We start from the raw sequence: 18,225 nt of genomic DNA, 5'->3' as shown, positions 1-18,225 counted from the left end.
GATCAGCGACCCAACGACCACCAGCCTTTGCGCTTTGGCTTGCCCGCATCATGGTCAGCCACCGCAACTTCGGGCACAGGCTCTGGTGCAGCCTCTGGTGCAGGTGTCGGCTCCGGCTGCGTTTGTGCAACTGGCGCTTCGACCGCGACCTCGGCGGCTGGGGCTGCTTCTTCTGCAGCTTTCGGTTTGGCACGGCTGCGGCGCTTGGGCTTTGGTTTTTCCTCTGCCACTGGCTCCGCTTCGGCTGTTTCGTGGGCCACAGCCTCAACTGTCGACGCATCGGCAACCGGCTCTGCCTTTTTGCGAGTCCGTGTCCGTCTTTTCGGAGCGGGTTCCTCGCCAGCCATCTCTGTTGGTGCAGGTGCGGCCTCCGCTACCGCGCTCTCCTCAGAGACTTCGACAGCCTTTTTGGCACGTGTCCGGCGGCGCTTTGGCTTTTCCTCTGCGATCAGGGCATCGTCAGTGGTTTCCGGCTCGGCCTGCGCATCTGGCGCGGACTGCTCTGAGACAGTTTCAGCATCAGATGATGCGTCTGCACCGTCAGCTTGCTGATTTTCACCACCATTGGCGCCGCCCCGGCGCCGCCGACGCCGACGCCGCTTGCGCTTGGGCCGGTCCTCTGCGTCGCCATCCTCGGTCGGTTCTGCCGCTGTCGTGGTCTGGACCTGCGGCTCTTCTTCATCTTCGTCCGGCGTCTCGACGACCAGATCGTCTTCGTCGTCGTCATCCATCATGACTGTGGAGGTGACCACAGGTGCTGCATCGGGCACGACACGCGTGGCAGTCTTGAACTTTTCAATAGCAAAGTCCGGGGATACCAGCGTTGGATCACATTCGATGCGGACGGACATGCCGTAGCGCGCCTCGATGTCACCGATGTGTTCGCGTTTGCCGTTCATCAGGAAATTGGCAATGGCGATGGGCGCCTTGACCAGCGTTTCCTTGGTGCGACCGCGCACGCCTTCTTCTTCCAGCTGACGCAGGATGGCGAGGGCCACGTTGTCATCGGACCGCAACAGACCTGTGCCGTGGCAATGGGCGCACATCTGCGTTGTCGCCTCGAGCATGCCGGGGCGTAGACGCTGGCGGGACATTTCCATCAGACCAAAGCCCGAAATCCGACCCACCTGAATACGCGCGCGGTCGGTTTTCAGTTTATCCTTGAATCGCTTTTCCACGGCTGCGTTATTCTTGCGCTCGTCCATGTCGATGAAGTCGATCACAATCAAACCAGCCAGATCGCGCAGGCGCAATTGGCGGGCCACTTCGTCAGCCGCTTCCAGGTTGGTCTTGAGCGCGGTCTGCTCGATTGATCCTTCCTTGGTCGCACGGCCAGAGTTCACATCAATCGCGACAAGCGCCTCTGTGATCCCAATGACGATATAGCCGCCAGAAGGCAGTTGCACCGTCGGGTTGAACATGCCGCCAAGATAGCCTTCGACCTGATAACGGGCGAAAAGCGGCAGCTGTTCTTCGTAGAACTTAACGTTCTTGGCGTGTGACGGCATGATCATTTTCATGAAATCTTTGGCGATGCGGTAACCGCCCTCGCCTGCGACGATCACCTCGTCGATGTCCTTGGAGTAAAGATCACGGATCGAGCGTTTGATCAGGTCGCCTTCTTCGTAAATCTTGGCCGGTGCGATAGACTTCAACGTCAGTTCGCGAATTTGCTCCCACATCCGCTGCAAATATTCGTAATCGCGCTTGATCTCGGCTTTTGTGCGCTGGGACCCCGCAGTACGGATGATCAGACCTGCGCCCTCCGGCACGGTCATTTCACTGGCGATTTCCTTGAGCTTTTTGCGATCGGCAATATTGGTGATCTTGCGGCTGATACCGCCACCGCGCGCCGTATTGGGCATCAAGACGCAGTAGCGACCTGCCAGCGAAAGATATGTGGTCAGCGCAGCGCCCTTGTTGCCGCGTTCTTCCTTCACAACCTGAATAAGCAGGATTTGACGAACTTTGACAACTTCTTGAATCTTGTAACGCTTTGGGCGCGGCTTGCGGACCGGGCGCACCTCGTCGGTGTCATCCTCTTCGGCGACGCTTTCGATGCTGTCGTCTTTGTCATAAGCCTCGATCTGGGGCTGGTCGTCGTCGTCGTCGTCGTCGCCTTCGTCAGCGGCAGGCGTTTCGACAGGTGTTTCACCGACCAGCATCATGGGCGAGCTGCCCTCGTCATCATCGTCGGACAAGTCGATGGTTTCCATGCCAGCGATATCACCCGATGTATTTTCCTCGGGTGTTTCGGCATCAGTCGTGGCTATGGCATCGTTGCCTTCTGCGCCTGCGGCCTTGGACCTGGTGCGCGTGCGGCGCCGCTGGGGCTTTGGCTTTTCTTCCTCTTCATCCGCGTGCAAGCTTTCGGCATACGCCTTTTCCTCGGCGATCAGTGCTTCGCGGTCGGCGACCGGGATCTGATAGTAATCCGGGTGGATTTCCGAAAAAGCAAGGAACCCATGGCGGTTTCCGCCATAGTCAACAAACGCTGCCTGCAGCGATGGTTCGACCCGTGTTACCTTTGCAAGGTAGATGTTGCCAGCAACCTGGCGTTTAAATTGGCTTTCAAAATCAAACTCTTCGACCTTGTTGCCGTCGACCACAACAACGCGGGTTTCCTCCGCGTGGGTGGCATCTATAAGCATTTTCTTTGGCATGTTTTCCGTTCGCATGTGGCACGAGCAATGGCCCCGGCGGGGCGGCCGTCCGTGTGACATGTCTGATTAAGGCGATGTGCGCGCGGGCAGACACCGGGCCCCTTAGGGCCACTGCATCATTGCCTCTGTTTTGCGCGCGTTGCATCGCGTTTCTTCTCCGACCCCGGATCACATCCGCGGCCCATTCAAGGCCCGGTCCGTGTACGTTGTCACGGCCCAGGGCGTTCTTCTGGCTTTACAGCCAAATCAGCTACCGGAACGTCGAGGGCTACGCCGCATCTTTCACAGTAGAGAATTCTCCCGGGCGGCACCGTGCAACCAACGCACGAACACCCGTAACTCATACATAAGGGACACTTGGCACGTTGTACAAGTGGCCTCGTGCAACACGGCCCATTTCATCAATCAGACTACAGGTAATCCGACCGCTGCAACCCGTATTTCGCCATTTTCTCGTTCAGGGTCCGGCGCGGCAAACACAGCTCTTCCATGACCGATACAATCGAGCCTTTGTGGCGACGCATGGTGTTGTCGATCAACATCCGCTCAAACGCCTCGACAAATTCCTTGAGAGGCTTGCCCTCGGTTGTCATGGCAGGTTTCATTTCCTCAGTGTCCGCCATCAGCAGCGACGCAATCGACCCGCTGCCGCGCCGATTCTGCAGCACCGCGCGTTCAGCGACGTTAATCAGCTGGCGGACGTTGCCCGGCCAAGGGGCCTGCAAGAGCTGCGCCGCCTCTTGCGCGCTGACTTCGGGCGCGTCACAGCCATATTCATCGGCAAACTGTTCACCAAGGCGGGTGAAAAGTGTCAGAATGTCTTCGCCGCGCTGCCGCAGCGGCGGCACGGTGATCCGCAGGGCCGCAAGGCGATAGAACAGATCAGGGCGCAGGACGCTTTCGCAGGTCTTATCCTGCTCTTGCAAGTTGCAGATCGCCACGATCCGGGTCTCGGCGGGCGTGCCCTGATTATTGATCGCCGTCAGCAACCGCGCTTGCAAGGCATGGCTCAGCGCTTCGATATCCTCAAGCACAAGGGTGCCGCCGCGTGCCTCTTCGACCGCGGGGATCGGCTCATCGTCATGGGTGGGGCCAAAGATGCGCCGGGTCAGCGTGGCTTCGTCGAATGCCGAACAACTGAGCAGGACAAACTTCTTACTCGCACGGGCCCCGACGGCGTGCAGTGCATGGGCGACAAGGGTCTTGCCGGTCCCCGTCTCGCCCTCGATCAGGACATGGCCATCAGCTTGGCCCAGATCCAGAATATCCTCTTTGAGCCGCTCCATCGGGGCGGATTGTCCAATCAGCTTGCGAATAAGCGCGGAACCATCTGACAGTTCCTTGCGCAGCGCGCGGTTATCCAACGTCAGGCGGCGCGCCTGCGTGGCCTTTTTGGCCAGTTCGGTCATCCGGTCCGGGTTGAATGGTTTTTCCAGAAAATCAAACGCACCGATGCGCATCGCCTCGACGGCCATCGGCACATCGCCATGACCGGTAATCATAATTACCGGCAGGAAACTGTCGACGCCCTTCAGCTTTTTGAGGAACTGCATACCGTCCATGCCCGGCATTTTGATGTCGCTGACAACAATCCCCGGAAAGTCCGCCCCTAACACCTTGAGCGCATCTTCGGCAGAAGCATAGGTTTCGGTGTCGAAACCAGACAGCGCCAACCATTGGCTAATTGACTGACGCATGTCTTTTTCATCGTCAACGATTGCGATTTTCATAGCCTTGCTCATTGTCGTCGTCCTTACTCTGCCGCAGCAGCGTCTTGTTTCATTCGCGGCAATTGCACTTCAAAGATGGCACCACCCCCGGCCGCATGGCGCGCGGTCAGGCGTCCACCCAAATCGTTCACGATCCCCGATGATATCGCAAGCCCAAGACCCACACCATCACCCGGCTGCTTGGTCGTGTAAAACGGCTCGAACAATTCATCGAGGTCTTCGATCCCTTCGCCGTTGTCGCGCACCTGCAGGCTGATCGTGTCACCAGCAGCGAGCAAGATTTCGATCATGGGATTGTCCACGCCTTTGGTCGCATCCAACGCATTGCGCAGCAGGTTGATGATGACCTGTTCCAGACGCAACCTGTCGCCAAACATCATCACCGGTTCGTTTGGCAAGGTGCGAATGATATTGACCGCGCGCGTTTTCAACTGCGGCTCCATCATGGACAGCGCGGAGGACACGGCGGCCCGTGTATCAACGGGTTCAAAGGCATCGGCACCCTTGCGGGCGTATGATTTCAGTTGCCGGGTAATGGCCCCCATCCGTTCCAGCAAATCATCAATACGCTGAAACGACGACAGCGCTTCTTCGGGGCGTTTGCGTTGCAGCAACAGTCGGGCTCCGGCGAGATAGGTTTTCATCGCGGCCAATGGTTGATTCAACTCGTGACTGACAGCGGCTGACATCTCGCCCAAGGCTGCCAATTTCGATGATTGCGCGATCGTTTGCTCGGCCACTTCCAGAGTCTTTTCGACCTTTTCGCGCTCGGCGATTTCCCGCTGCAAGCGCCTGTTCAAGGCGCGCAATTCGGCGGATTCGCGCTGAAAAAATACCAGACGAGACGCGGCCTTGCGTGATGTGAGCCAAAACAGCCCCGCCAGAAGAATGGCGAATCCCATGACTTCGATTGCCAGAACGCCGTTAACCTTTTCGCGGACCGACGAATACGTGGTAAAGCTGACCATGCGCCACCCCTGATGCGGCACGCGGGCCTCGCGGCGCATTACCGCTTCGCCGCGCAAATATGCGTCGGCAGGCAGGGCAGCCCAGCCTTGTGTTGCCCGCAGCGCGCGCTCAATCGCGGATGGTGCGGATTGGCGTTGAAGCGCCTCATTCTCTTTGAGACCGCGCCAACGCGGCTCAGTTGCCATGATGATCGTGCCTTCGCTATCGGTCACGATCACGGCGTCTGACACGCCAGCCCAGCCGCGTTCCAGCCGGGGCACATCGACCTCGACCGTGATCACACCCAACATCTGACCCGCAGATTCGATCTTGCGCGAATAAACGAAATCAAAGGCCCCGCTCTCGTCGCGAAAGGTGCTGTAGATCGTCTGATTGTTGCGTTGTGCATTCACGAAATACGGCGCGGCACGGTGACTTTCGCCCAACCTGTTGCGGTCAGTCGCCGCCACAGACCGCCCGTCGCGGTCCAGCAGCATCAGCGACGCTGCGCCGATCTCATCTACAAATGATAATAGCAGTGCCGTCGAGAGCGAATAATCGTTATCTTCCAGCGCTTTTATCAAATCCGGATCACGCGCCAACAGTTGCGGCACGACGGAATTACGCTGTAGCTCACTCATCAAGTTGGTGATGTAAAGCGCTAGACGCACTTCGGAACGATTGCGAATTGTGTCGGTAAAGCGCTGCGTCAGGAAATGATTACTGACGTAGATCACGATCACCGCAAACAGACAGATCGCAAGAATGGCAAGGCGCAGATACCATCTGCCCCGGCTTTTCGTTCCCATCTTGTCGCGCGCAACTGTCATAGGCCTAGCTTAGGCTCGGGCACAACGTCGGACAAGCCAACAAGATCAGCTAAGCGCCAGTTGCCCAACAAGCCCGCGAAAGAGCGCCCGCCCGTCGGTGCCACCGTGACCGGCATCCACGGCTCGTTCGGGATGGGGCATCATCCCCAGAACCCGTCGGTTTGCAGACACGACACCGGCAATATCGGCAACCGACCCGTTCGGGTTCGTCACATACCGAAATGCAACCCGGTCCTCGGCTTCAAGCAGTGCCAGCGTGTCAGGGTCGACTGTGTAATTTCCGTCATGATGCGCGACCGGCAAGCGAATGATATCGCCTGCATTGTAGCCTTCGGTAAACGCAGTGTCTGAAGTTTCCACTTTGAGATCAACGGTCTTGCAGATGAACTTAAGATTTGAGTTGCGCATCAGCGCGCCGGGCAAAAGCCCGGTTTCGGTCAGTACCTGAAAGCCGTTGCAGACGCCCAGCACATAACCACCCCGGTCGGCATGGGCCACGACAGCCTTGCAGATCGGCGATTTTGCGGCGATTGCACCGCAGCGCAGATAGTCACCGAACGAGAAACCGCCGGGGATCGCCACAAGGTCGACGCCATCGGGCAATGCCGCGTCTTTGTGCCAGACCATACTGACATCAGCGCCAGCCGCCGCAAGCGCCACGGCCATGTCGCGGTCACAGTTCGATCCGGGGAAAACGATGACAGCGGCGCGCATTATAGAACCTCGACCCGGTAGCTTTCGATCACCGTATTGGCGAGCAGTTTGTCGCACATGTCGTTGATCGTCGATTCGGACGTTCCATCCGCCAGATCCAGTTCGATCACCTTACCCTGACGGACGCCGGCAACGCCCTCAAATCCCAACGAACCAAGAGCGTGGCGCACGGCCTCGCCCTGTGGGTCCAAAACCCCGTTTTTCAGCATCACATGCACACGAGCCTTCATTTCAGCGCCTCTTTCTTCGTCATCTGGCCAAATACAGTCAAAATTTGGCGTTAGTTTATCAGTGTTGGTTTTGGCCGATGCGTCACATTCGACGGCATCACACCAAGGCGCTTTGCCACTTCTGTATAGGCATCTGTCAAATTGCCCAGATCGCGGCGGAACACGTCCTTGTCCAGCTTGCGACCGGTTTCGATATCCCACAAACGGCAGCTGTCCGGGCTAATCTCATCGGCAAGCATCAGGCGCGGGAATTCATTGTCCCAAACGCGGCCAACTTCAATTTTGAAATCAACAAGCTTGATGCCCACGCCATACATCACACCGGACATCCAGTCGTTCACACGCAACGCAAGGCTGACGATATCATCCATGTCCTGCTGCGACGCCCAGCCAAAAGCGATGATGTATTCCTCGGGCACCAGCGGATCACCCAGCGCATCGTCCTTGTACGAAAACTCGACAATCGGGCGCGGCAACGGCGTGCCCTCTTCCATGCCCAGACGCTTGGCCATGGAACCGGCAGCAAAGTTGCGCACAATGACCTCGAGCGGAATAATCTCGACTTGGCGGATCAATTGCTCGCGCATGTTCAGACGTTTGATGAAATGCGTGGGGACGCCGATCTGGGTTAAACCAGTCATGAAAAACTCGGACAGGCGGTTGTTCAACACGCCCTTGCCTTCGATCACGGCCTTCTTTTCAGCATTGAATGCCGTCGCATCATCCTTGAAATACTGGACCAGCGTACCCGGTTCAGGACCTTCATACAGGATCTTTGCCTTGCCTTCGTAAATTTTTTTACGGCGTGCCATGATCACCCCTTAACCCATGCGCAAACCCGCCCTGGGCTGCGTCACATGCGGGTCATAGTGCAAGCCCCCCTTGCGGGCAAGGACTAGCGAAGGCATATCATGTATAACGATACAGCAAACCACGAGGTCCGCCCATGAATACCTTTACAGACCGCGAACATGCCTTCGAAGCAAAATTCGCACATGACGCCGATATGCAGTTCCGCGCCGAGGCGCGACGCAACAAATTGCTGGGCCTTTGGGCCGCGGCATTGCTGGGTAAAAGCGACGCTGATGCCGCAGCATATGCCGCAGAGGTCGTAAAAGCCGACATGGACGAACCCGGCGAAGAAGACGTCTACCGCAAGGTTTCGGGTGATCTGGGCGACAAAGCAGACGAAATCACGATCCGCACGCAGATGGCGACCCTGATGGCAGAGGCGAAGTCGCAATTGCTCAACGAAGTCTGATTAGCCATAATTTTTCAATATTTTAACGGCGTCTCAGTACCTCTGGGACGCCGTTATGCTTGGCCCGGCAACGGGTTTCTAACCGGCAGTTCACACCACGCTATTAGCAGGGTCGTGACCTATGCCGGAGTTATCGTGATCTATCCGTTTTCCAGCCGTTCACGTCCCTCATTCGGGCCATCGTTTCAGCGCAGTCTGCCGGTTGCGGTCGTGTTGATTTGCGGCTCGCTGCTGTGGCAACGCGTCACGCTCATGGACATCGGAACAGCGATGACACAGGTGACCGCATGTGGCGATCTCGCCTTTGCAGGTGCGTTGGCCGCTCATGTGATCGCGCGCGGTGTGGGTCTGATTTCGAATACGTCCGGCGGTTGCGGGGGCGACGCAGGCCCCGCGCACGGCCACCGACGGACCGGCGACATGGGTGGCCACCTGTGGCTGATCGGTAGTTTGCCATTGGTCTGCACAACGCTGGGGCCGGTGCCGCGTTTGGCGATGGGTCCCGTGAGATCAGCGTACTTCGCAAGTATTCCTTGCTGCGCGGCAAAATTCCCGCACTTTACAACTGTGATCGGCGCATGGCCAAACAGGCGCGTGCGGCTGACTGGTACGTCAAACGCACCTCTCTGGATTGCACGCGATCATGCGGCGCCAACGCGGGGTGGTTTTTGGAGTTCAGGATTGGTGATCGCTGTCGCCATCCACCGCCCGATCACGAATGCACCCTGCACATTGGCGCAAATGTTGAAAACATTCGGCCGAAAGCCCGCGAAAAAGCGCTTTGCAATTGAAGTCAACGGCCAGACATGAGATGCGAATGACAGCAAAATCCGGGGCCAGTTCAGATCATGACAAACGCACTTTCCACGCTTCTTGAAACCCGCGACTGGCTGATGGCCGATGGCGCGACGGGGACTAATCTGTTCAACATGGGGCTGATGTCCGGTGATGCGCCTGAAATGTGGAATGTGGAAGAAACGGCAAAGATTACAGCGCTTTACAAGGGTGCAGCCGATGCCGGCAGTGATATTTTCCTGACCAATAGCTTTGGCGCCAACGCATCGCGGCTTAAGCTACATGGGGCGCAAGGCCGTGTGCATGAACTGAACAAAGCGGCCGCCGAGCTGGGCCGCGAGGTTGCCGATGCGTCGGGCCGGACGGTTGTCGTGGCAGGATCGGTCGGGCCTACCGGCGAAATCATGTCACCAATGGGGACCCTGACGCATGCACGCGCGGTCGAGATGTTTCACGAACAAGCCGAAGGGCTCAAGGCTGGTGGCGCCGATGTCTTATGGGTCGAAACCATCAGCGCGGCAGAGGAATTTCGCGCGGCGGCCGAGGCATTTGCCCTGGCGGATATGCCTTGGTGTGGCACGATGAGTTTCGACACCGCAGGCCGTACAATGATGGGTTTGACGTCGGCTGAGATGGTCAAGACGGTGACTAAGATCGCCAACCAACCCATTGCTTTTGGGGCAAATTGTGGCGTTGGGGCCTCTGATTTGCTGCGCACTGTCCTGGGCTTTGCCGCCGCCGGTCCAACGGCCCCGATCATCGCCAAAGGCAACGCTGGCATTCCGAAATATCACGATGGCCACATCCATTACGATGGCACCCCCGAGCTGATGGCGGACTACGCCGTGCTGGCCCGCGATTGCGGTGCCACAATTATTGGCGGTTGCTGCGGGACCACGCCGGAACACCTGCGCGCGATGCGCGACGCACTGGAAACCCGGCCAAAGGGCCCGCGTCCGACGTTGGACGCGATCACCGAAGTGCTGGGTGGATTTTCGTCGGCGTCGGACGGGACTGATGGCGCGGGACCGGTGGCCGCGCCGCGCCGGGGCCGCCGCCGCCGGCCCTGACAAGTTAACGCACCGCGCATGGGCGTGCGGCGTGATCGGCTGAGCGACGGTTAACGCCCATAAAAATGGGCGTTTCGCGGTGACATCTTGGGTAAAGAGCACGTACAGAAGCTGTATGTACGTCTTTACGCGGGCGGCCCGATGAACGCCGCGTGCGCGAAGACAGATGAATATCCACTAAGGTTTAGAGAAACGAAAGCTGATCGCCGCGCTGCGGTGGCCGGGAAAACAGGTCTGTGCGCAAGGCGGGCAAAGATCGGTCGAGCCCCAATTTGCGCGTAGCTAGTTTGAACCGCTGCTGGATCATCGCGGCCCACGGCCCCTGCCCGACCATCCGCGTGCCAAAATGCGGATCGTAATCTTGGCCGCCGTGCAATTCGCGCACCCGGCCCATCACGCGGGCAGCACGGTCAGGGTAGGCCGCCTGCAACCAGTCGCGAAACAGCACCGAAACCTCGCGCGGCAAGCGCAGCACGATCGAGGACGCGGCAACCGCGCCTGCGGCATGGGCTGCGGTCAGAATCGCCTCGAGCTCGTGATCGGTCAGCGCGGGCACCACGGGCGCGACCATGACACGAACCGGGATACCCGCATCGGTCAGGCGCCGGATCGTGCGCAGGCGGGCGGCGGGCGACGGGACCCGCGGCTCCATCGCGCGGGAGGTTTTCGGGTCAAGCGTGGTGATTGACACGCCCACGCGCACAAGCCCTCTGGCCGCCATATCACCGAGGATATCGGTATCGCGTTCGATCAAGGTCCCCTTGGTGACGATGGCGACGGGGTGATTGAAGTCGCGCAGCACCGCAAGAATGGCGCGCATGATTTCGCGTGTCTTTTCGATCGGTTGATAGGGGTCGGTGTTGGTGCCGATGGCAATGGTAGCGGGGATGTAGCGGGGGTTTGACAGTTCCTTGCGCAGCAGCGCAGGTGCGTTGGGACGCGCGACAAGCTGGGTTTCGAAATCAAGCCCCGGCGACAGGCCCAGATATGCGTGGCTGGGCCGGGCAAAGCAGTAGATGCAGCCATGTTCACAGCCACGGTAGGGATTGATCGTGCGGTCAAAGGACAAATCGGGCGATTTGTTGCGGCTGATCACGGTGCGCGCGATCTCGTCCCGGACGTGGGTGCGCAGGACGGGCAAATCAGGGTCCTGATACCAGCCATCGTCAACCGCCTGCGCGGAAAACCGATCAAACCGGACCTGCGGGTTCGATGTGGCAGCCCGCCCCGGCGTGCGGTGGTTTTTTTGCGTCAGATCGTTGCCCATGCGCAATATTAGAACATACCATGAACACTAGCAAGCACGGGTCGGTCCCAATGGCGCGAATGTCGCAATTCATCGGGTGGCCAAATCAATAAAGGCGCATTAGGTAATAACAAACGCATAGAGGTGCAAAATGTCCGACGAAGACCATGACATCATCCTGTCCGAACTGAATGACGAAGATCTGGTCGCACAAATGTTCGACGACCTTTATGACGGCATGAAGGAAGAGATCGAAGAGGGTGTGAACATCCTGATCGCGCGCGGTTGGCCGCCTTACCGGGTTCTGACCGAGGCTCTTGTCGGGGGGATGACCATTGTCGGGCATGACTTCCGCGACGGTATCTTGTTTGTGCCAGAGGTATTGCTGGCCGCCAATGCGATGAAGGGTGGCATGTTCATTCTGAAGCCGTTGCTGATTGCGACCGGCGCACCGCGTGTGGGCAAGATGGTGATCGGCACCGTCAAAGGCGACATTCATGACATCGGCAAGAACCTTGTGGGGATGATGATGGAAGGCGCCGGGTTCGAGGTGGTCGATCTGGGGATCAACAATGCCGTGGACGCGTATATTGACGCGCTTTTGGCGGAGGATGCCGATATTCTGGGAATGTCGGCCCTGCTGACCACGACGATGCCTTATATGAAGGTCGTGATCGACACGATGATCGAAAAGGGCATTCGCGATGATTATATCGTGATGGTCGGTGGCGCCCCGTTGAACGAAGAATTCGGCAAGGCGATTGGCGCCGATGCCTATTGCCGCGATGCAGCGGTTGCGGTGGAAACGGCCAAGACGCTGATTGCGCGCAAGCACAATCAGGGGGCGGCGCACGCCTGATACCCCCGCGTGTCAGGCGGTGGCGCTGTTTTTGAGTTTCAAAAGGAGACGGCTATGCCGCTTGATAAACTTGTTCTTATTCTGGTCTGTGTCATTGCCGCCGCAGGCGTTACCATTTGGCTGGCGATGACGCTGGCGGTGACGTCGCAACTGCCCACATTTGCGGGTGCCGCCGTGCTGAGTGTGGCAGCTCTCTGTGCTTATGTGGCTTGGCGGGTGATTTCGGAGCGGGTCAACAACAAGGATGACGACCATTATGACAGCTTCAGGAACTGACCTGCTGATCTGCACCACCGAGGCCGTGGCGGGCCGTGAGGTTTTGCAGACCTTGGGTCTTGTGCGCGGGGCCACGGTACGGGCCAAGCATATCGGCACGGATATTGTGGCCAGCCTGCGCAATTTGGTCGGTGGCGAAATGACCGGATATTCGTCGCTGTTGGCGGGCGCACGCGAACAGGCGCTGGACCGGATGATCGACGAGGCGCGCGGCCTTGGCGCCAATGCCGTGATCGGGTTTCGGATGGAAACATCGGCCATCATGAATGGTGCGTCCGAAATCGTGGCCTATGGCACGGCCGTAAGGCTGTCGTGACCAGTGATACGGCATTAACGACGCAGGGGCTGGCAGCCAAGGGCGCCGGGTCTGTTTTATTGATTGCCTGCGGGGCGTTGGCGCGCGAAATTCTGGCGCTGAAGGCGGCAAACCGATGGGATCATCTGGACCTGCAGTGCCTGCCTGCGATCTTGCACAACAGCCCCGCGCGTATTGTTCCCGCCGTGCGGGACGCCGTCGCAAAGCACCGCGATGCCTATGATGATATTTTTGTGGTCTATGCCGATTGCGGCACGGGCGGGTTGTTGCAGGCTGCCTGTGCGCAGATGGGCGTGCAGATGGTGGCCGGGCCGCACTGCTATGCGTTCTTTGAAGGGGTTGATGCCTTCGCGGCCCGCGACGAGATCACGGCGTTTTATCTGACGGATTTTCTGGTTCGCCAGTTTGATGCCTTTGTCTGGGGGCCGCTGGGGTTGGACCGTCACCCAGAACTGCGGGATATGTATTTCGGCAATTATGAAAAGCTGGTCTATCAGGCGCAGACCGATGATGCGGACCTGACGGCAAAGGCACGCGATTGCGCGGCGCGCCTGGGGCTGGCATTCGAGCGGCGCTTTACCGGCTATGGCGAACTGGAAACGGCGCTGGCGACCGTTTAGGCAGCGGCGGCGGCGGTCTGCTGAATGCGTTCAACCATGGCGCGCAGGCCGTTCGAGCGTTGGGCCGACAGATGATCGTTCAGGCCAAGACGGCCAAGTTCGGCAGCTGCATCAATTTTCCCGATGTCACCAACGGGTTGATTGTTGTAGAGCGCGACCAGAACCGCGATCAGACCGCGCACGATCATCGCATCGCTATCACCGTGAAAGGTGAACATGCCGCTGCGGATTTGCGGCACGAGCCAGACCTGGCTTGCACAGCCATTCACCTTGGTCGCAGGCACGCGCAGCGCGTCCTCGAGCGGGTCCATCGCCTTGCCCATGTCGATCACATGACGATAGCGGTCTTCCCAATCGTCAAGGAATTCAAAGGTTTCGACAAGTTCTTCGAAATCAGGGTTTGCCATATCTGCGCCTTTTGTTGCGCAACATGATGTAGGGCCGACAGGCCGTGACGTCCACCTTAAAGGGCAACAATCACAACCTTCTGGCCCTTCACGGCCAAGCCGACCTGCCCTTCGCAAAGCAACAGCGCGTCTTTGCCGAACACCTCGCGGCGCCACCCCGTGAGCGCGGGTACATCGCGTTCCCCGGCGGCCAGCGCATCGAGATCCGCAGATGAGGCGATAAGTTTCTGCGCCACACCTTCGTTGTCGGTCGTCGCCTTGAGCAGCACACGCAGCAAATCGGCAAGTGCTGGGTTCACCTGCAGCTTGATCATGGATTTGTCGGGCTTTGGCAGTTGATCGGCCGGCAATGCCAAACCGGCCTTCACGCTGTCGATGATGCCTTGGGCGATTTCGCCCTTGCGGGCCTCGCGGAGCAACAACCGGGAGCGGCCCAAGTCCTGTTCGTTTTGCGGTTTGGTCGAGGCAATTTCAACCAGCGCGTCATCCTTGTAGACCCGGCTGCGCGGTACATCGCGTGTCTGCGCATAGGTTTCGCGAAAGCGCGCCAGTTCCCGCACGATGGCAAGAAACCGCCCCGTTTGGGTCCGGGTTTTCACCCGTTTCCATGCATCGGCTGGATCGGATTGGTAGGTGGCGGGGTCCTTGAGCACGGCCATTTCCTCGGCCACCCATTTCTTGCGACCGGATTTGTCCAGACGGGCCGACAGGTATTCATAAACGTCCCGCAGGTGCGTCACATCGGCAAGCGCATAGGTCATCTGCGCGTCGGTGAGGGGTCGGCGTGACCAATCGGTAAAGCGGGACGATTTATCGACCTCGGCCTTGACGATTTTACGCACGAGCGTTTCGTAGCCGACCTGTTCGCCAAAGCCGCAGACCATCGCAGCGACCTGGGTATCAAACAGGGGTTCGGGGATCACGCCCGCATCGACGTGAAAAATTTCAAGGTCCTGGCGCGCGGCATGGAACACTTTGACGACGCCGACATCGCGAAACAGGTCATAGAGCGGTTCAAGCGACAGGCCGTCGGCCAAAGGATCGACCAGCACGGCATCTTCGCCAGCGTCGTCTTGATAGGCCAGCTGCACCAGACACAGCTTGGAATAATAGGTTCGTTCGCGCAGAAATTCAGTATCGACAGTGACGTAGGGGCGTTTCGCAGCTTCTACACAAAATGCGGCCAGGGCATCGGTCGTGGTGATTTTTTTCATTATTATTCCGTTGGTCTTGGCGGGGTCCGCACCCAATCGCTGGTCATTGATAGGCGATCAGTTCCGCGAATGGAAGACAAACGGTTGCTTAAATCGCAGGCAGTGTCACCGGGCTGCGATCACCCCCAGCATAGCGGCGCAGGACCGCCGGATAAAGCGCGTGTTCCAGCGGCAAGAGGCGTGCGGCCAGCGTTTCGGCGGTGTCATCGGGCGTGATTGTCAGCCGTGCCTGACCAAGGATCGGGCCGCCGTCCAGTTCGGCTGTCACCTCGTGGACGCTGCAGCCGTGTTCGGTATCGCCTGCGGCAAGGGCCCGCGCGTGCGTGTGCAACCCTTTGTATTTGGGCAGCAGGGAGGGATGGATATTCAGCATCCGCCCGGCCCATTTCCCGGTGAATTCCGGTGTCAGAATCCGCATGAAACCCGCAAGGCAGATGATATCGGGCCTGACGTTTTCAAGCGCCCGTTGCAGCGCGGCCTCGAACCCGGCGCGATCTGTACCAAAGGGTTTGTGATCGACGAAAAATGTCGGGACCCCCAGTTCACGCGCCTTGGCCAATCCGCCTGCGTGCGGGTCATTCGACATGACCAGAACGGGCCGCGCGGGGTGGTCGCCGGTCATGGAATTGACCAGCGCCACCATATTGGAGCCGCCGCCCGAGATCAGTATCGCAACCCGTTTCGTCAAAGCAGGCGACCACTGTATTGGACGCCCGCGCCAGAGGTCACTGTGCCCAGTTGGTACACGGTTTCACCCGCATCGGTGAGCTGTGTTGTCAGCGCTGCGGCTTCGCCCGCAGCGACGGACAGCACCATGCCGATGCCAGCGTTAAAGGTTTTCAGCAACTCGGTTTCGGCCATGCCGCCGGTTTCGGCCAACCAGCGAAACACCGGTGGCAAGGTCCATGCGGTCAGGTCGATCTGCGCGCCAAGCCCATCGGGCAAGACACGCGGCAGGTTTTCCGTGAGGCCGCCCCCGGTAATATGCGCCAGCGCATGCACGCCCCCTGCCCTGACCGCAGCCAGCGCCGGTTTCACGTAAAGCCGCGTCGGTGCCAGCAGCGCCGCGCCAAGTGTATCATCCGCAAAGGGCGCCGCGTCGGCCCAGGATAACCCCGACAATTCAACAACGCGCCGCACCAGCGAATAGCCGTTGGAATGCACACCGTCAGACGCCAGACCCAACAGCACATCGCCTTCGGCCACATCCGCAGGCAGGTCCGCGCCGCGTTCCATCGCCCCCACCGCAAACCCGGCCAGATCAAAATCACCGGCGTGATACATCCCCGGCATTTCAGCCGTTTCACCACCGATCAGCGCACAGCCGGACGCCGCGCAACCGGCAGCGATACCTTCGATGATCCGTGTCGCCTGATCCAGCTCGAGCTTTCCCGTGGCGAAATAATCGAGGAAAAACAATGGCTCTGCACCTTGGCACACCAGATCGTTGACGCACATCGCCACCAGATCAATACCGATGGTGTCCACGTTGCCGGTGTCGATGGCGATCCGCAGCTTGGTGCCGACGCCATCGGTGGCTGCGACCAGGATCGGGTCGGTGTAACCCGCCGCCTTCAGATCGAACAGCGCGCCAAAGCCACCAAGCCCGGCCATCACACCGGGGCGCGTGGTCCGTTTGGCGGCAGGTTTGATCCGTTCAACCAGCGTATTTCCAGCGTCGATATCAACCCCGGCATCTGCATAGGTCAGGCCATTTTTTATCATCGGGACACCCCATCTGTCAGTTGGAAATGGCGATAGCGGATGCATCGGCGCGACGCAACGGCATGCGCGCCGGTCGAGTCAAATAAAGTCAATTCTGTTGAGGCTATGTTAATATTTGCAGCGCATGAAGGGGATGAGAAGAAAGCGCCCTCCTCACGTTCTTTCGGGTCTCGCTGGTCTTTGGGGCGGTCGGCGTGTGGTTATCGGTTCACCGCAAACGTCGCCGCCTTATTTCCTATCATTCGATCTTGACCCGCCCCGCAGGTCTGATACCTGAGTAAACGTGGAGGGCCTGTAGCTCAACTGGTTAGAGCAGAGCGCTCATAACGCTTTGGTTGGGGGTTCGAGTCCCTCCGGGCCTACCAAACTCTTTGCGCATCGTGTGCCAATTGGGCATAAGTGTGCAAATCGTAGTCACTTGGTGCAAATGACTGTCAAGAGGTTTCATGTCGCCGTGGGGTGCCAATGGATTTTTTTTCGCATAACGCATTGGTTGTAAGAGGAACTTTCCAGCGCATAACAAGGAAGCTGCACTTCATTGATGGCGCAGCTGACGTCGGGCATCCAAACGCCGTCTTTTGGACAAGAGACGGCGTTTGCGCGTGACTGGACTTGTCACGCTTACGTTCCGGTCTCTCAACTCATTTACGCAGCCTTTCGTTCGAAGGCCAAGGGGCTTTTGCCACCTAGCGATGAGTGACGGCGGCGTGGATTATAAAATCCGTTGATATACTGGAATATCGCGCCTTCTGCCTGACGACGTGTGTCCCGTTTGTTGCGCCAGATCAGCTCAGCTTTTATGGATTTGAAGAACGTTTCCACCATGGAATTATCGTAGCAATTTCCTTTTCCGCTCATCGATACTTTGAATCCACGCTTCGAAAGACGCTTCTGATAGTCATGTGAACAGTATTGCGACCCACGATCCGTATGATGAATGCAGCCCTTCGGTGGTTGCCGTAGGGCCACCGCCATATCCAGGGCTCGGATCGCCAAGTCGCGTTTCATCCGGTTGCTGTACCACTGCCCGGCAGTGCATTGCGCAGCAATGTCACGAGAGGGGGCCCAACCAATGATGCGCCGGGAATACAGATCGAGGATGACGGCCAGATACAACCACCCTTCACTGGTCCAGATGTAGCTGATGTCGCCAGCCCATTTTTGGTTCGGACCATCCGCAGAGAAATCCTGATCCAGTAGATTGGGTGCAATGTTGAACGTGTGGTTGCTGTCAGTCGTGGCCTTGTATTTTTGGGTTCTGATGATCTTGATGTCGTTCTCACGCATCAAACGACCTACGCGCCGGTGTCCGACCTTCAGT

19 protein-coding genes and 1 tRNA gene are annotated in these 18,225 nt (G+C 58.6%); 8 read left to right on the top strand and 12 right to left on the bottom strand.

Annotation, left to right across the window (positions count from 1 at the left end):
- Positions 1 to 2 precede the first annotated feature (2 nt).
- From QZ196_RS13675 to purC, 6 genes are all read right to left on the bottom strand, one after another.
- Positions 3 to 2,663 (bottom strand): ribonuclease E/G, encoded by a 2,661-nt coding sequence (locus QZ196_RS13675; protein ID WP_296427319.1) that lies wholly within the window; start codon positions 2,661 to 2,663, stop codon positions 3 to 5.
- A 410-nt stretch (positions 2,664 to 3,073) separates the two neighbouring features.
- Positions 3,074 to 4,405: a sigma-54 dependent transcriptional regulator gene (locus tag QZ196_RS13670; RefSeq protein WP_296427317.1), complete on the bottom strand. Its 1,332-nt coding sequence runs from the start codon at positions 4,403 to 4,405 to the stop codon at positions 3,074 to 3,076.
- Positions 4,406 to 4,416: 11 nt separating this feature from the next.
- The gene (locus tag QZ196_RS13665) at positions 4,417 to 6,171 is read right to left on the bottom strand and encodes an ATP-binding protein (protein ID WP_296427315.1); all 1,755 of its coding nucleotides are present in this window, start codon (positions 6,169 to 6,171) and stop codon (positions 4,417 to 4,419) included.
- Positions 6,172 to 6,216: 45 nt separating this feature from the next.
- Positions 6,217 to 6,885, bottom strand: a complete 669-nt coding sequence (gene purQ / locus QZ196_RS13660) for a phosphoribosylformylglycinamidine synthase subunit PurQ (protein ID WP_296427313.1) — start codon at positions 6,883 to 6,885, stop codon at positions 6,217 to 6,219.
- Positions 6,885 to 7,115, bottom strand: coding sequence for a phosphoribosylformylglycinamidine synthase subunit PurS (gene purS / locus QZ196_RS13655; protein ID WP_296427311.1), 231 nt, complete (start codon positions 7,113 to 7,115; stop codon positions 6,885 to 6,887). Before purS ends, purQ begins: the two co-directional genes overlap by 1 nt.
- Before the next feature lie 50 nt (positions 7,116 to 7,165).
- Positions 7,166 to 7,927, bottom strand: a complete 762-nt coding sequence (gene purC, locus QZ196_RS13650) for a phosphoribosylaminoimidazolesuccinocarboxamide synthase (RefSeq protein ID WP_296427308.1) — start codon at positions 7,925 to 7,927, stop codon at positions 7,166 to 7,168.
- Positions 7,928 to 8,061: 134 nt separating this feature from the next.
- Here purC and QZ196_RS13645 point away from each other — a divergent pair, with 134 nt between their 5' ends.
- From QZ196_RS13645 to bmt, 3 genes are all read left to right on the top strand, one after another.
- Positions 8,062 to 8,376, top strand: a complete 315-nt coding sequence (locus tag QZ196_RS13645) for a DUF1476 domain-containing protein (protein WP_296427306.1) — start codon at positions 8,062 to 8,064, stop codon at positions 8,374 to 8,376.
- A 114-nt stretch (positions 8,377 to 8,490) separates the two neighbouring features.
- Positions 8,491 to 9,186 carry a hypothetical protein gene (locus tag QZ196_RS13640; protein WP_296427305.1) on the top strand — a complete coding sequence of 232 codons (696 nt, stop codon included), beginning with the start codon at positions 8,491 to 8,493 and terminating at the stop codon, positions 9,184 to 9,186.
- Positions 9,187 to 9,224: 38 nt separating this feature from the next.
- Positions 9,225 to 10,241: a betaine--homocysteine S-methyltransferase gene (gene bmt, locus QZ196_RS13635; RefSeq protein WP_296427304.1), complete on the top strand. Its 1,017-nt coding sequence runs from the start codon at positions 9,225 to 9,227 to the stop codon at positions 10,239 to 10,241.
- A gap of 184 nt (positions 10,242 to 10,425) precedes the next feature.
- Here bmt and QZ196_RS13630 read toward each other — a convergent pair whose 3' ends face one another.
- Entirely contained in the window at positions 10,426 to 11,508 is a 1,083-nt protein-coding gene (locus QZ196_RS13630) for a PA0069 family radical SAM protein (protein ID WP_296427303.1), read from the bottom strand.
- Between the two features lie 130 nt (positions 11,509 to 11,638).
- Between QZ196_RS13630 and QZ196_RS13625 the strand changes: the two genes are divergently transcribed.
- From QZ196_RS13625 to QZ196_RS13610, 4 genes are read left to right on the top strand one after another with little or no spacing between them, the layout of a single operon-like run.
- Entirely contained in the window at positions 11,639 to 12,346 is a 708-nt protein-coding gene (locus QZ196_RS13625; protein WP_296427302.1) for a B12-binding domain-containing protein, read from the top strand.
- 54 nt (positions 12,347 to 12,400) lie between these two features.
- Positions 12,401 to 12,622, top strand: coding sequence for a hypothetical protein (locus QZ196_RS13620; protein WP_296427301.1), 222 nt, complete (start codon positions 12,401 to 12,403; stop codon positions 12,620 to 12,622).
- Positions 12,603 to 12,938 carry a YbjQ family protein gene (locus QZ196_RS13615; protein ID WP_296427298.1) on the top strand — a complete coding sequence of 112 codons (336 nt, stop codon included), beginning with the start codon at positions 12,603 to 12,605 and terminating at the stop codon, positions 12,936 to 12,938. Before QZ196_RS13620 ends, QZ196_RS13615 begins: the two co-directional genes overlap by 20 nt.
- Positions 12,935 to 13,558 carry a DUF1638 domain-containing protein gene (locus tag QZ196_RS13610; RefSeq protein ID WP_296427295.1) on the top strand — a complete coding sequence of 208 codons (624 nt, stop codon included), beginning with the start codon at positions 12,935 to 12,937 and terminating at the stop codon, positions 13,556 to 13,558. Before QZ196_RS13615 ends, QZ196_RS13610 begins: the two co-directional genes overlap by 4 nt.
- Here the strand turns inward: QZ196_RS13610 and QZ196_RS13605 are convergent.
- From QZ196_RS13605 to purM, 4 genes are all read right to left on the bottom strand, one after another.
- Positions 13,555 to 13,965 carry a SufE family protein gene (locus QZ196_RS13605; protein ID WP_296427293.1) on the bottom strand — a complete coding sequence of 137 codons (411 nt, stop codon included), beginning with the start codon at positions 13,963 to 13,965 and terminating at the stop codon, positions 13,555 to 13,557. The genes QZ196_RS13610 and QZ196_RS13605 overlap by 4 nt on opposite strands.
- Positions 13,966 to 14,021: 56 nt before the next feature.
- Complete coding sequence (gene rnd, locus QZ196_RS13600) at positions 14,022 to 15,179, bottom strand: ribonuclease D (protein ID WP_296427291.1); 1,158 nt, start codon at positions 15,177 to 15,179, stop codon at positions 14,022 to 14,024.
- Positions 15,180 to 15,267: 88 nt separating this feature from the next.
- Positions 15,268 to 15,867, bottom strand: a complete 600-nt coding sequence (gene purN / locus QZ196_RS13595) for a phosphoribosylglycinamide formyltransferase (RefSeq protein WP_296427289.1) — start codon at positions 15,865 to 15,867, stop codon at positions 15,268 to 15,270.
- Positions 15,864 to 16,904, bottom strand: coding sequence for a phosphoribosylformylglycinamidine cyclo-ligase (gene purM / locus QZ196_RS13590; RefSeq protein WP_296427287.1), 1,041 nt, complete (start codon positions 16,902 to 16,904; stop codon positions 15,864 to 15,866). The genes purN and purM overlap by 4 nt, the downstream gene beginning before the upstream one ends.
- A 288-nt stretch (positions 16,905 to 17,192) precedes the next feature.
- On the opposite strand from purM, the gene QZ196_RS13585 reads away from it, so the two are divergent.
- Positions 17,193 to 17,269: transfer RNA gene (locus tag QZ196_RS13585), tRNA-Ile, on the top strand.
- 280 nt (positions 17,270 to 17,549) lie between these two features.
- On the opposite strand, the gene QZ196_RS13580 is transcribed toward QZ196_RS13585, so the two are convergent.
- On the bottom strand, positions 17,550 to 18,225 hold a 676-nt coding region (locus QZ196_RS13580; protein ID WP_296427285.1), incomplete at its 5' end, for an IS3 family transposase.

The organism is Yoonia sp. (assembly GCF_017854565.1).
Lineage (GTDB): Bacteria > Pseudomonadota > Alphaproteobacteria > Rhodobacterales > Rhodobacteraceae > Yoonia.
Note: the sequence above shows the minus strand (reverse complement) of the source record. Positions and strands in the feature narration are given on the sequence as shown.